Genomic DNA, 13,154 nt, shown 5'->3' with positions numbered 1-13,154 from the left:
TGCGCTGATGCCCCTGATGCCGGTGGGGCGTGTGAGACTCGCCTCCCCTCCGGAACGGTTTCCGCGTGTCCGGCGGTCTCGCACCTGTACGCAGCGGCGCCGAATCCTCATAAGGTGAGCAGTATTGGAAGCCGGCGGTGTCGACGGTCCGCCGGTGGTCGCGAGGAGGACTGCGGTGAGCGAGTTGAGCCCCAAGCTGCGCGCCGAGCTGGAGAGTATCCCCACCTACAAGCCGGGCAAGCCGGCCGCGGCGGGCGGGCCGGTCGCCTACAAGCTGTCCTCCAACGAGAACCCGTACCCGCCGCTGCCGGGAGTGCTGGAGAGCGTGACCACGGCGGCCTGCGACTTCAACCGCTACCCGGACATGGCCTGCACCGGGCTGATGAACGAACTGTCCGAGCGCTTCGGTGTGCCGCTCTCCCATCTGGCCACCGGGACCGGTTCGGTGGGCGTCGCCCAGCAGCTGATCCAGGCCACCAGCGGCCCCGGTGACGAGGTGATCTACGCCTGGCGGTCGTTCGAGGCGTACCCGATCATCACGCAGATCAGCGGTGCCCGGTCGGTGCAGGTGCCGCTGACGCCGGGCGACGTGCACGACCTGGACGCGATGGCGGACGCGATCACCGACCGGACGCGGCTGATCTTCGTCTGCAACCCCAACAACCCGACCGGCACGGTGGTGCGGCGGGCCGAGCTGGAGCGGTTCCTCGACCGGGTGCCCGGCGATGTGCTGGTGGTGCTGGACGAGGCCTACCGGGAGTTCATCCGCGACCCCGAGGTGCCCGACGGTGTCGAGCTGTACCGGGAGCGGCCCAACGTCTGTGTCCTGCGGACCTTCTCCAAGGCGTACGGGCTGGCCGGACTGCGCGTCGGTTTCGCGATCGCCCATGAGCCGGTGGCGGCGGCGCTGCGCAAGACGGCGGTGCCGTTCGGGGTGAGCCAGCTGGCGCAGAACGCGGCGGTCGCCTCGCTGCGGGCCGAGGACGAGCTGCTGGGCCGGGTCGGCTCGCTGGTGTGCGAGCGCAAGCGCGTGGTCGACGCGCTGCGGGCCCAGGGCTGGACGGTGCCGGAGACGCAGGCCAACTTCGTGTGGCTGCGGCTGGGGGAGCGGACGGTCGCGTTCGCGCAGGCCTGTGAGGAGCACGGTGTGGTGGTCCGGCCGTTCCCGGGCGAGGGTGTGCGGGTGACGGTCGGCGAGGCCGAGGCGAACGACATCTTCCTGAAGGTGGCGGAGGCGTTCCGCAAGGAGCTCTAGCTCGGGGACGTCCTATTCCTCGATCAGTTCCACCCGGATGGGGTCGCCGTCCCGCACGGTCGCCAGGAGGCCGGCGTCCCCGTCCAGGCCGCCGAGGATGTTGCAAGGGCTCGCGAGGCGACACTCGTCGCCTCGCGAGATCGGCGTGGGTCCGTAGGGAAGGGCGAGCGCGTCGCCGTCCGTCCAGAAGGCCACCGTGCCTGGTTCCACGACCTGACGGGCGTCCGTTTCACGTGAAACGGAGACGCCTGTGTCGAAATACACCTCCTCACCCCATGTGCGCGCGGTAGAAGCGAGGGGCAGTGCCTTGGCGAGGGCCTGCGTGGTCGGCGTGCTTGCGTCGAGGGTCGCGGTGATGTTGCCCGCGGGCCAGGAGATGCGTATCTGCATGGCGCGCAATTCAACAAGATGTTGAAGTCGCTGCCAAGGTCTTGACGCGAAGGCGAAGGAGGCACCCCCCTTCCGCGGCCGAAAATCAGTGCGTCATAATGGCTTGTGAATGTGAACGCGTTCACAAGCGCGACCCGTTTGTGCCCTTATGAGGCATCAAAAGGGGGCAAACCGCCGCTGTACCACGCGGTAGTAAGGAGAGTGACGACGTGGACCTGGCTTTGGCGCCGGAGACACTGGCGCGCTGGCAGTTCGGCATCACCACCGTCTACCACTTCCTGTTCGTTCCGCTGACGATCTCCCTGGCCGCGCTCACGGCCGGGCTGCAGACGGCCTGGGTGCGCACGGAGAAGGAGAAGTACCTCAGAGCCACGAAGTTCTGGGGCAAGCTCTTCCTGATCAACATCGCGATGGGCGTGGTCACCGGCATCGTCCAGGAGTTCCAGTTCGGCATGAACTGGTCGGACTACTCGCGCTTCGTCGGTGACATCTTCGGTGCCCCGCTCGCCTTCGAGGCATTGATCGCGTTCTTCTTCGAGTCCACGTTCATCGGCCTGTGGATCTTCGGCTGGGACAAGCTGCCCAAGAAGATCCACCTGGCCTGCATCTGGATGGTCTCGATCGGCACGATCCTGTCGGCGTACTTCATCCTCGCGGCCAACTCCTGGATGCAGCACCCGGTCGGTTACAAGATCGACAAGGTCAGGGGGCGGGCCGAGCTGACCGACTTCTGGGCCGTGCTGACCCAGAACACGGCTCTGAGCCAGGCCTTCCACACCCTCTCGGCGGCCTTCCTGACCGGTGGCGCCTTCATGGTGGGCATCGCCGCCTACCACCTGGCCCGCAAGAAGCACATCCGTGAGATGAAGACCTCGCTGCGGCTCGGTCTGATCACCGTGGCCATCGCCGGTCTGCTCACCGCGATCAGCGGCGACACCCTCGGCAAGGTGATGTTCAAGCAGCAGCCGATGAAGATGGCCGCCGCCGAGGCGCTGTGGGACGGCCAGAAGCCGGCACCGTTCTCGATCTTCGCCTACGGCGACGTGGAGAAGGGCCACAACACGGTGGCCGTCGAGATACCCGGCCTGCTGTCCTTCCTCGCCGACGACAACTTCACCTCCTACGTCCCCGGCATCAACGACGTCAACAAGGCCGAGCAGCAGAAGTTCGGAGCCGGCGACTACCGGCCCAACATCCCCGTCGCCTTCTGGGGCTTCCGCTGGATGATCGGCTTCGGCATGGCCTCCTTCGCCATCGGACTGGCCGGGCTGTGGCTGACCCGCAAGAAGTTCATGCTGCCGCAGCACCTGAGGGTCGGCGACGACGAGGTGCCGCACCTGGTGCTGTTCAAGAACAAGGCGCTCGGCTCGAAGCTCACCCCCTGGTACTGGCGCATCGCGACCTGGACAATGGCCTTCCCGCTGATCGCCAACTCCTGGGGCTGGATCTTCACCGAGATGGGCCGCCAGCCGTGGGTCGTCTACGGCGTCCTGAAGACCCGGGACGCGGTATCCCCCGGGGTCTCCCAGGGCGAGGTCCTCACCTCGATGGCCGTCTTCACCGCGCTGTACGCGATCCTCGCCGTGGTCGAGGTCAAGCTGCTCGCGAAGTACATCAAGGCCGGCCCGCCCGAACTGACCGCGGCCGACCTCAACCCGCCCACGAAGATCGGCGGCGACACGCGTGACGCCGACAAGCCGATGGCCTTCTCGTACTAGGCCGGGGGAACAGTCATGGAACTTCACGACGTCTGGTTCGTCCTGATCGCCGTCCTGTGGACCGGCTACTTCTTCCTGGAGGGCTTCGACTTCGGAGTCGGCATCCTCACCAAGCTGCTGGCTCGCGACCGGCCCGAACGCCGGGTACTGATCAACACCATCGGCCCGGTGTGGGACGGCAACGAGGTGTGGCTGCTCACCGCGGGCGGCGCGACCTTCGCCGCCTTCCCCGAGTGGTACGCCACGCTTTTCTCCGGCTTCTACCTCCCGCTGCTCGTCATCCTGGTCTGCCTGATCGTCCGCGGCGTCGCCTTCGAGTACCGGGCGAAGCGGCCCGAGGAGAACTGGCAGCGCAACTGGGAGACGGCGATCTTCTGGACCTCGCTGCTCCCGGCGTTCCTGTGGGGTGTGGCCTTCGGGAACATCGTGCGGGGCGTCGAGATCGACCAGCACTTCGAGTACGTCGGCAGTGTCTGGGACCTGCTCAACCCCTACGCCCTGCTCGGTGGCCTGGTGACGCTCACGCTGTTCACCTTCCACGGGGCGGTGTTCACCGCGCTCAAGACGGTCGGGGACATCCGGGTGCGTGCACGGAAGCTGGCCCGGTGGGTCGGCCTGGCCGCGGCCGTCGTGGCAGTCGCGTTCCTGCTGTGGACGCAGGCCGACAGCGGTGACGGCAAGAGCCTGGTGGCCCTGATCGTGGCCGTCGTGGCCGTGGTCGCGGCCCTGGTGGCCAATCAGGCCGGCCGGGAAGGATGGGCGTTCGCACTGTCCGGCGTCACCATCGTGGCCGTCGTGGCGATGCTCTTCCTTTCGCTCTTCCCGAACGTCATGCCGTCCACTCTGAACGGGGACTGGAGCCTGACGGTCACCAACGCCTCGTCGAGTCCGTACACCCTGAAGATCATGACGTGGCTGGCGGCGATCGCCACCCCGCTCGTGCTGCTCTACCAGGGCTGGACCTACTGGGTGTTCCGCAAGCGGATCGGTACCCAGCACATCGCTTCCGACGCTGCTGCCGGCGCCGCGCACTGAGTCCGTCGAGGGTGTGTTTCACGTGAAACACACCCTCTGGGCCGAAGGGCACGTTTCACGTGAAACCAATCGATCCCCGTCTTCTGCGATACGCCCGCGCCACTCGCCTCTTCCTCCTGGCCGTCGTCGGTCTGGGCGCCGTCGGGGCCGGGTTGGTCATCGCCCAGGCGATGCTCGTCGCCGAGATCGTCGTCGGAGCGTTCCAGCACGGGCAGTCGGTCGCCGGCCTGCGCACTCCCCTGCTGCTGTTGGCGGCCGTGGCCGTGGGGCGATCGTTGGTCGCGTGGCTCACCGAGCTCGCCGCTCATCGCGCGAGCGTGGCCGTTAAGTCGGAACTGCGCGGGCGGCTTCTGGACCGGGCGGCGGCGCTCGGTCCGGGGTGGCTGAGCGGACAGCGGACCGGCTCACTGGTCACCCTGGCCACGCGCGGGGTCGACGCCCTGGACGACTACTTCTCGCGCTACCTGCCGCAGCTGGGGCTCGCCGTGGTCGTGCCGGTGGCGGTGCTGGCGCGGATCGTCACCGAGGACTGGGTGTCGGCGGCGATCATCGTCGGCACGCTGCCGCTGATTCCGCTCTTCATGATGCTGATCGGCTGGGCGACGCAGTCCCGGATGGACCGTCAGTGGCGCGTGCTGTCACGGCTGTCCGGTCACTTCCTGGACGTGGTCGCGGGGCTGCCCACCCTGAAGGTGTTCGGCCGGGCCAAGGCGCAGGCCGCGTCCATCCGCCGGATCACCGGGGAGTACCGGCAGGCCACCCTGCGGACGCTGCGCATCGCCTTTCTCTCGTCGTTCGCGCTGGAACTGCTGGCCACGCTGTCGGTCGCGCTGGTCGCCGTGACGATCGGGATGCGGCTGGTCCACGGGGAGATGGACCTGTACGTCGGTCTGGTGATTCTGGTGCTGGCGCCGGAGGCGTACCTGCCGTTGCGGCAGGTGGGTGCGCAGTACCACGCGGCGGCGGAGGGGCTTGCCGCGGCGGAGGAGATCTTCGCCGTGCTGGAGACGGCGGTGCCGGTGTCCGGTACGGGTGCGGTGCCTACGGGCGCTGTGTCCTTCGAAGGGGTCGGCGTCCGCTATCCGGGGCGCTCCACGGATGCGGTGAGCGGGGTGTCGTTCAGTGTCGCGCCCGGGGAGACCGTTGCGCTGGTCGGGCCGAGCGGGGCCGGCAAGTCGACGCTGCTGAGTGTGCTGCTGGGGTTCGTACGGCCCACCGAGGGGCGGGTGCGGATCGGGGGCGCCGATCTCGTCGGCCTCGATCTGGCGGAGTGGCGGTCACGGATCGCGTGGGTGCCGCAGCGGCCGCATCTGTACGCCGGGTCCATCACCGAGAACGTGCGGCTGGCCCGGCCCGAGGCCGACGTCGATGCCGTGCGCCGGGCCCTGCGGGATGCGGGGGCGCTGGGGTTCGTGGAGGCGTTGCCGGAAGGGGCCGACACCGTGCTCGGTGAGGACGGGGCGGGGCTGTCGGCGGGGCAGCGGCAGCGGCTGGCGCTGGCTCGGGCGTTTCTCGCGGACCGGCCCGTGCTGTTGCTGGACGAGCCGACGGCTGCGTTGGACGGGGCGACGGAGGCGGAGGTCGTGGCGGCGGTGCGGAGGCTTGCGGCCGGGCGCACGGTGTTGCTCGTCGTGCATCGGCCGGCGTTGTTGGGGGTGGCCGATCGGGTGGTACGGCTGGAGGGCGCCGAGCCTGTGACGTGCCCGGAGGGCGAGTGGCCGGCCAGGGGACTCCGCCCCCTGGACCCCCACCCCCGCCCACCCACCACCCGACTCGGCGGGCTGGAAGGTGAGCCGACGGAGTCTGGGTTCGGCGGGCTGGATGGTGAGCCGACGGAGTCTGGGTTCGGCGGGCTGGATGGTGAGGCGGCGGGGGCTCGGGTCGGTGGGCTGGTTGATGGAGCGCCGAGGGCTCGGGTCGGTGGGCTGCATGGGGAGCCGACGGGGGCTCGGGGCCGTGGGGCGGATGGTGAGTTGACGGAGGCCCGGCTCGATGGGGCGGGGAAGGCGTCGACGGGGGCTCGGGTCGGGGTGCTGGATGGTCCGGCGGCTGGAGTTGGGCTCGGTGGGCTGGACGCTGGGGCGCGGGACATCGGGCTCGGTGGCGTGGGGGGTGCATCGGCGGGGGCCTTGGTCGGTGGGCCGGTTGGTGGGTCGGCGGGGGGCCGGTGGGGGCGGGGGGTGCTGGGGCGGGTTCGTGAGATTGGTGGGGGGTCGCGGGGGCGGCTCGTGGGGGCCCTGGTGCTGGGCAGCCTCGCTCTGGGGAGTGCCGTCGGGCTGATGGCGACCTCCGGCTGGCTCATCTCGCGGGCCTCGCAGCAGCCGCCGGTGCTGTACCTGATGGTGGCCGTGACCGCGACCCGGGCCTTCGGGATCGGGCGGGCCGTCTTCCGCTATGCCGAGCGGCTGGTGTCGCACGACGCCGTCCTGCGGATGCTGGCCGACACCCGGGTCGCGGTGTACCGGCGGCTGGAACGCCTCGCGCCCGCCGGGCTGCGCGGTGTCCGGCGGGGTGATCTGCTCACCCGGCTGGTCGCGGACGTGGACGCCTTCCAGGACTACTGGCTGCGCTGGCTGCTGCCCGCAGGAGTCGCCCTCGCCGTCTCCGTCGCCTCCGTCGGCTTCACGGCCTGGCTGCTGCCCGAGGCCGGCGCCGTCCTCGCGGCGGGCCTGCTCGCGGCCGGCGTCGGTGTGCCCCTGCTGACCGCGACCGCGGCCCGGCGGACCGAGCGGCGGCTGGCACCCGCCCGAGGAGTGCTCGCCACCCGCGTGACCGAACTGCTCACCGGCACCGCCGAGCTGACCGTCGCCGGTGCGTTGCCGGCCCGTACGGACGCGGCCCGGCGAGCCGACGGCACCCTCACCCGGATCGCCGCGCGCGCCGCCGCCGTCACCGGGCTCGGAGACGGGCTCACCGCGCTGATCTCCGGGCTGACCGTCATGGCCACCGCGGGGTTCGGTGCCCAGGCGGTGGCGGCCGGCCGGCTGAGCGGCGTGGCGATGGCCGTGGTCGTACTGACGCCGTCGGCCGCTTTCGAAGCCGTACTGGGGCTGCCGCTCGCCGTGCGGTACCGGCAGCGGGTGCGGCGCAGCGCGGAGCGGGTGTACGAGGTTCTGGACGCGCCCGAGCCCGTGAGCGAGCCCGAGGTGCCCCGGCAGGCGCCCGTCTCACCGTTCCCGGTGGTCGTCAAGGGCATGGTCGCGCGGTACGCGGGGCAGCGGCGAGAGGCGCTCGCCGGGCTGGACCTGACGCTGGAGCAGGGGCGCCGGGTCGCGGTCGTCGGGCCTTCCGGTTCCGGCAAGACGACCCTCGCTCAGGTACTGCTGCGGTTCCTGGATCCGGAGGCCGGCTCGTACACGCTCGCCGGTGTGGACGCCTGCGCGCTGGCGGGGGACGACGTACGCCGGCTCGTCGGGCTGTGCGCACAGGACGCGCATCTCTTCGACAGCTCGGTGCGCGAGAACCTGCTGCTGGCCAGGAAGGACGCCGACGAGGCCGATCTGCGGGAGGTGCTGGGCCGGGCCCGGCTGCTGGACTGGGTGGACTCGCTGCCCGACGGTCTGGACACGCTCGTCGGGGAGCACGGTGCGCGGCTGTCCGGCGGGCAGCGGCAGCGGCTGGCGCTGGCCCGCGCGCTGCTGGCCGGTTTCCCCGTGCTGGTCCTGGACGAGCCCGCCGAACATCTGGATCTGCCGACGGCGGACGCGCTGACCGCCGATCTGCTGGCCGCCACGCAGGGCCGCACCACGCTGCTCATCACCCACCGGCTGGCGGGCCTCGACGCGGTGGACGAGGTGATCGTGCTGGACGCGGGCCGGGTCGTGCAGCGGGGGCCGTACCGGCAGCTGATGGCCGAGGACGGGCCGCTGCGGGAGATGGCGAGGCGGGAGGCCGAGACGGAGTCGCTGGTGGGGGCACGGTGAGCCTCGCGCGCGCCATCGTTGACCGGCGGACCGGCGGACCGGCGGCTGGCGGATCGGCGGCTGGCGGACCGGCGAACCGTGGGCTGCGGTGGGGCGTGGCGCGGTCGGGCGGTGTGTGGCCGAGCGGGGTACGTGGGGCGAGGTGCGGTCGGGCGGCGTGGCTGAGCGGGGTGTGGTGGGCGAGGTGCGGTCGGGCGGTGTGCGGCTGAGCGGGGTTCGGCGGCTGTACGAGGCGGTCAGGCAGCGGGAGCGGTGGATCGACGGATCCGTGGCCGTGACCACCGTCCTGCTGTCGGGCGGGGACGCCGACGAGGTCCTTCAGGTCGTCGCGGAGCAGGCCCGCCGACTGTCCGGCGCGGCGGCCGGGATCGTGCCGGCGCAGCGGTCTGCGGAACCTTAAGCGCCGGGCCGAATCCCTCGGCGGGGGCAGCCGGCTCGGCCCGGGATCGGGGAGAACGGCGGCGGTACGACCGTGGTGTGGGAGGCGCCGTACTAGGGCGCGGCCCCGCAGCGGTGGTGGCCCGCTGCGGGCGTGCGCCTACGGCAGGCGGTTCGCCAGCAGCTGTTCGATCACCACCGCCACGCCGTCGTCGTTGTTGGCGACCGTTCGGCCCGATGCGGCGGCGATGACGTCCGGGTGGGCGTTGCCCATGGCGTACGACTGGCCGGCCCAGGTCAGCATCTCGACGTCGTTGGGCATGTCCCCGAACGCGACGACCTCCTCGTGGGAGATGCCGCGCTCGGCGCAGCACAGGGCGAGCGTGCTGGCCTTGGAGACGCCGGGGCCGCTCAGTTCCAGCAGGGCGCTGGGGCTGGAGCGGGTGACGTTGGCGTGGCCGCCGATGGCGAGGCGGGCCAGGGTGAGGAAGGCGTCGGGGTCGAGGGAGGGGTGGTAGGCGAGGATCTTGAGCACGGGCTGGTCGGCGTCTGGGCCGTCGGGCGCGAGCAGTTCCTCGGCGGGCAGGAGGTTGTCGGGTATCTCCATGTGCAGCTTGGGGTAGTCCGGCTCCTGGTGGAAGCCGTACGTCTGCTCGACCGCGAACACCGTGCCGGGTGCCGCCTCGCGCAGCAGCCGTGCGGCGGTCAGGGCGTTCTCCCGGGCCAGCTCGCGGACCTTCACGAACCGGTGGGCGCCGGGGCCGCCGTGCAGGTCGACCACGGCGGCGCCGTTGCCGCAGATCGCCAGGCCGTGGCCGTGGACGTGGTCGCTGACCACGTTCATCCAGCGGGCGGGCCGGCCGGTGACGAAGAAGACCTCGATCCCGGCGTCCTCGGCGGCGGCCAGCGCGGCGATGGTCCGCGCGGAGACCGACTTGTCGTCGCGCAGCAGAGTGCCGTCGAGGTCGGTGGCGATCAGCCGCGCGGGCAGAGCGGCGGCAGGGGTCGCGGGCTGTCTGGTCGCTGAGGTCACCCGGACATTCTCGCGCAGGCGTCCGCACGGCCGTGCGGCGGTCCGCACAGATGAGACATAGCTGACGTTCGGCCGGGCCACGGCGGCCCCACGGAAGGCATCTCGCCTCGTGGATGGTTCCCGTCCGACGACGGCCCCGCCCTCCGCGGCACAAGGGCCACGCCGCGGCACACGCACGCCACGGCATCGGCGTGAGGTGCGCCCCGGTACCTGCTGATCACCTGTCACGGCATCGGCGTGAGGTGCGCCCCGGTACCTGCTGATCACCTGTCACGGCATCGGCGTGAGGCGCGCCCCGGTACCTGCGGATTACCTGTCACGGCATCGGCGCGACGCGCGCCCCGGCACCTGCGGAACATGCACCACGCCACCCGCGCAACACGCGACGCCACCCCCGCAACACGCGACACGGCATCCCGTGACGGCTGCGAAACGGCGCACGTGGCACGTCGGGCGCGGCACCCGGGAAGCCGGACGCGGGTGCCGCTCGGGGTTCGGGCGGTCAGTCCAGCTGGGCGAGGGCCTCCATGGCGATCCGCTCGAAGACCTTCTCGTCCGCGGCGAAGTCGGAGTCCGGGATGGGCCAGTGGACGACGATCTCGGTGAAGCCCAGCTCACGGTGGCGGCCGGCGAAGTCCACGAAGGCGTCCAGGGAGGTCAGCGGCCGGCCGCGGTCCGGGGTGAAGCCGGTGAGCAGGACCTTGTCCAGCCCGGCCATGTCCCGCCCGGCGGCCTCGCACGCCTCGGACAGCTTGCCGATCTGCCCGCGCAGGGCTTCGACGGACTGTTCCGGCGTGCCGTTCTCGTACAGCTTCGGGTCGCCGGTGGTCACCCACGCCTGGCCGTGGCGCGCGGCGAGCCTCAGGCCCCGCGGGCCGGTGGCCGCCACCGCGAACGGCAGCCGGGGGCGCTGCACACAGCCCGGAATGCCGCGGGCCTCGTGCGCCGAGTAGAACCGTCCCTCGTGCGTCACCGAGTCCTCGGTGAGCAGCCGGTCGAGCAGCGGCACGAACTCGGCGAACCGGTCGGCACGCTCGCGCGGGGGCCAGGGCTCCTGGCCGAGGGCGGTCGCGTCGAAACCGGTGCCGCCGGCGCCGATGCCGAGGGTGACCCGGCCGCCCGATATGTCGTCCAGGGAGATCAGTTCCTTGGCGAGGGTCACGGGGTGGCGGAAGTTCGGCGAGGTGACCAGCGTGCCGAGGCGCAGCCGCTCGGTCACCGCCGCGGCCGCCGTCAGCGTCGGGATCGCGCCGAACCAGGGGCCGTCACGGAAGCTGCGCCAGGAGAGGTGGTCGTAGGTGTACGCCGTGTGGAAGCCGAGCTGCTCGGCGCGCACCCAGGCCGAACGGGCGCCTTCGTGCCAGCGGCGGTACGGAAGGATCACGGTGCTCAGACGCAGACTCATGCGTCCGAGGGTAAGCGGCCCGCCGACAAGGGAGAAAACGGTCACCGACCGGGGCCGGCCGCAGCCGGGGAGTGAGCGGTCCGGCGGCCCGGGTTCCTCAGTGGGGGCCGGGAAATCGCAGGTAGCGCGGTGGTACGGCCGCGGTCAGCCAGACGCCGTTGGCGCTGAGGTGGAACACGTACCCGTCGCGGTGCATGGCGCGTGCGTCGACGGAGAGCACCACCGGACGGCCCCGGCGGGCGCCGACACGGGTGGCGGTCTCCCGGTCCGCGGAGAGGTGGACGGCATGCCGGGTCATGGGGCGCAGGCCCTCCGCGCGGATGGCGGACAGGTGCGGGGCGACCGTCCCGTGGTAGAGGTACGGCGGCGGGGTCGCCGGGGGCAGGCCGAGGTCGACCTGGATGCTGTGCCCCTGGCTGGCGCGGATTCTGCCGCCGTCGATCACGAAGCGCTGTTTGTCGTTCGTGGCGACCACGTGGTCCAGTTCCTCGCGCGTGAACCGGAATCCGTGGGCGGTGGCCGCGGAGATCAGTGTGTCGATCTCCACCCAGCCGGCGGGGTCCGGTGTGAGCCCGATGCGTTCGGGCTCATGGCGCAGGTGTCTGGAGAGGTATTTGGACACCTTCACGGCGCGTCGTTCGTCCATGGGACCAGCGTGTGGGAGAGACGCGGATCACGCAGCTTGTTTTTACCCGGAGGTTTGATCCACAACCAACTCTAGTTATCCACAGGGTAATTGGCGAAGCTGTGGACAAGCGGCGGTAATTTTACGGCATTTCATGAACACCTGTACGGGTGTGCGGTGATGCGGCAAGGTCATCCAAAGCGCGTGCCCGCACCTCGCGTTCGGCAGCCAGCGCGATGAAGGCCGAAACACGCTCACGGCCAACGAGCTTTTCCACGGCGTCCATCGTCTCGGCGGGCAGGGGCACGGTCCGGGTGTCGGCGGGCTCCTGGGGCGATGGCTGCGCGGCGAGGTGGGTGCGCAGTTGCCGCGTGGCCAACGCGCGCATGGCACGGGCGAGTTCCGCGTCCACCGTCTGCTGGGCGAGGGGGCGCAGCCGGCGGACGAGCGAGGCGGCCTCGGCCGCGTGGGCGTCCGTGCGGTGGTCCGGGTCTGCCAGGTAGCGGGCGAAGACGTACTCGGTGGTGAACTCCAGGAAACGGGCGGCGATGTGCTCGACCTGTCCCCTCAACTCCCTGAGGTGGCCCGCGATCGCGGACAGCGGAACGCCGGCCGCGTGCAACTCGGCTGCCACTGCCAGCTCTTGGGGGCTCGGTACGAGGAACGTGTGCGGGTCGCCGGGGACCGGTTCCAGGACGCCGAGGTCGACGGCCTCGGCCACGGCGTCGTCGTCGGGTGTGCCGCCGAAGCGGGCGTCCAGCTCGGTGCGGGTGATGCGGTCGGGCTGTTCGTCCGTCCACGGGCCCTCCACCTCGGCGACCAGGCCGAGGATGCCGGCCAGGCCGCGGCCGGTGTCCCAGGCGTCCAGGACCTCCTTGATCGAGGCCAGGGTGTAGCCGCGGTCGAGGAGGTGGGCGATCTGGTGGAGACGGGTGACGTGGGCGTCGGAGTAGAGGTTGGCCCGGCCCCGGCGTTCGGGGCGGGGGAGGAGGCCGCGGTCCTGGTAGGCGCGGATGGTTCTGACCGTGGTGTGGGTGTGGTGGGCGAGGTCTTCGATGCGGTAGGTGTTGCGGGCCGGGGGGTCGGGCATCGGTTTCCTTGCGCTGTCAGGGAGTTGGTGCCGGTCGGGGGTGGGTCGCTTGCCCGCGCGGGCGGGGTGCCGCCGCGCCCACCCGTGCCGCCCCAGCGGCACGATTGCCCGCGGCTGGGTGGGTTCGGTCCTGCCGTCCAGCCGTGCAGCCGTCCAGCCGTGCCGCCGCGCCCACCCGTGCCGCCCCAGCGGCACGACTGCCCGCGGCTGGGGGGGAGGGGCGGTCCTGCCGTGCAGCCGTGCCGACGTGCAGCCGTCCCGCCGTGCCGCCTCAGCGGCGCGACTGCCCGCGGCTGGGTGGG

9 protein-coding genes and 1 pseudogene are annotated in these 13,154 nt (G+C 71.3%); 5 read left to right on the top strand and 5 right to left on the bottom strand.

The annotated features are described in order from the left end of the window. Positions 1–175: 175 nt before the first annotated feature. Positions 176–1,255: a histidinol-phosphate transaminase gene (hisC, locus tag JK361_RS25505; RefSeq protein WP_201822098.1), complete on the top strand. Its 1,080-nt coding sequence runs from the start codon at positions 176–178 to the stop codon at positions 1,253–1,255. A 12-nt stretch (positions 1,256–1,267) separates the two neighbouring features. Here the strand turns inward: hisC and JK361_RS25500 are convergent, their stop codons facing one another. Then, the gene (locus tag JK361_RS25500) at positions 1,268–1,645 is read right to left on the bottom strand and encodes a cyclophilin-like fold protein (protein WP_201822096.1); all 378 of its coding nucleotides are present in this window, start codon (positions 1,643–1,645) and stop codon (positions 1,268–1,270) included. Positions 1,646–1,854: 209 nt separating this feature from the next. On the opposite strand from JK361_RS25500, the gene JK361_RS25495 reads away from it, so the two are divergent. From JK361_RS25495 to JK361_RS25480, 4 genes and pseudogenes are all read left to right on the top strand, one after another. Next, a complete protein-coding gene (locus JK361_RS25495) occupies positions 1,855–3,363 on the top strand; it encodes a cytochrome ubiquinol oxidase subunit I (RefSeq protein ID WP_201822094.1) in 1,509 nt (502 codons plus the stop codon). A gap of 15 nt (positions 3,364–3,378) precedes the next feature. Beyond that, a complete protein-coding gene (cydB, locus tag JK361_RS25490; RefSeq protein WP_201822092.1) occupies positions 3,379–4,398 on the top strand; it encodes a cytochrome d ubiquinol oxidase subunit II in 1,020 nt (339 codons plus the stop codon). A 59-nt stretch (positions 4,399–4,457) separates the two neighbouring features. After that, the gene (cydD, locus tag JK361_RS25485; protein ID WP_201822090.1) at positions 4,458–8,321 is read left to right on the top strand and encodes a thiol reductant ABC exporter subunit CydD; all 3,864 of its coding nucleotides are present in this window, start codon (positions 4,458–4,460) and stop codon (positions 8,319–8,321) included. Positions 8,322–8,532: 211 nt separating this feature from the next. Then, positions 8,533–8,694 (top strand): annotated as a pseudogene (locus JK361_RS25480) (histidine kinase); the annotation flags it as partial. A 165-nt stretch (positions 8,695–8,859) separates the two neighbouring features. On the opposite strand, the gene JK361_RS25475 reads toward JK361_RS25480, so the two are convergent. The 4 genes from JK361_RS25475 to JK361_RS25460 all read right to left on the bottom strand — a co-directional run bounded on the left by JK361_RS25475 (position 8,860) and on the right by JK361_RS25460 (position 12,852). Then, a complete protein-coding gene (locus JK361_RS25475; protein ID WP_201822088.1) occupies positions 8,860–9,732 on the bottom strand; it encodes an HAD hydrolase family protein in 873 nt (290 codons plus the stop codon). Positions 9,733–10,234: 502 nt separating this feature from the next. Beyond that, positions 10,235–11,137, bottom strand: coding sequence for an LLM class flavin-dependent oxidoreductase (locus JK361_RS25470; protein WP_201822086.1), 903 nt, complete (start codon positions 11,135–11,137; stop codon positions 10,235–10,237). Positions 11,138–11,234: 97 nt separating this feature from the next. Then, positions 11,235–11,783 carry an RNA 2'-phosphotransferase gene (locus JK361_RS25465; RefSeq protein WP_201822084.1) on the bottom strand — a complete coding sequence of 183 codons (549 nt, stop codon included), beginning with the start codon at positions 11,781–11,783 and terminating at the stop codon, positions 11,235–11,237. A 121-nt stretch (positions 11,784–11,904) separates the two neighbouring features. Further along, positions 11,905–12,852 carry a MerR family transcriptional regulator gene (locus JK361_RS25460; RefSeq protein WP_201822082.1) on the bottom strand — a complete coding sequence of 316 codons (948 nt, stop codon included), beginning with the start codon at positions 12,850–12,852 and terminating at the stop codon, positions 11,905–11,907. Between the last annotated feature and the right edge of the window lie 302 nt (positions 12,853–13,154).

The organism is Streptomyces musisoli (assembly GCF_016741855.1).
GTDB classification, from domain to species: Bacteria; Actinomycetota; Actinomycetes; order Streptomycetales; family Streptomycetaceae; genus Streptomyces; species Streptomyces musisoli.
Note: the sequence above shows the minus strand (reverse complement) of the source record. Positions and strands in the feature narration are given on the sequence as shown.

Bases quoted from the DNA above. Each gene is read 5' to 3' on its own strand.
- JK361_RS25470 (WP_201822086.1), bottom strand. From the start codon at position 11,137: ATGAGTCTGCGTCTGAGCACCGTGATCCTTCCGTACCGCCGCTGGCAC.
- JK361_RS25460 (WP_201822082.1), bottom strand. From the start codon at position 12,852: ATGCCCGACCCCCCGGCCCGCAACACCTACCGCATCGAAGACCTCGCC.
- cydB (WP_201822092.1), top strand. From the start codon at position 3,379: ATGGAACTTCACGACGTCTGGTTCGTCCTGATCGCCGTCCTGTGGACC.
- JK361_RS25465 (WP_201822084.1), bottom strand. From the start codon at position 11,783: ATGGACGAACGACGCGCCGTGAAGGTGTCCAAATACCTCTCCAGACAC.
- JK361_RS25500 (WP_201822096.1), bottom strand. From the start codon at position 1,645: ATGCAGATACGCATCTCCTGGCCCGCGGGCAACATCACCGCGACCCTC.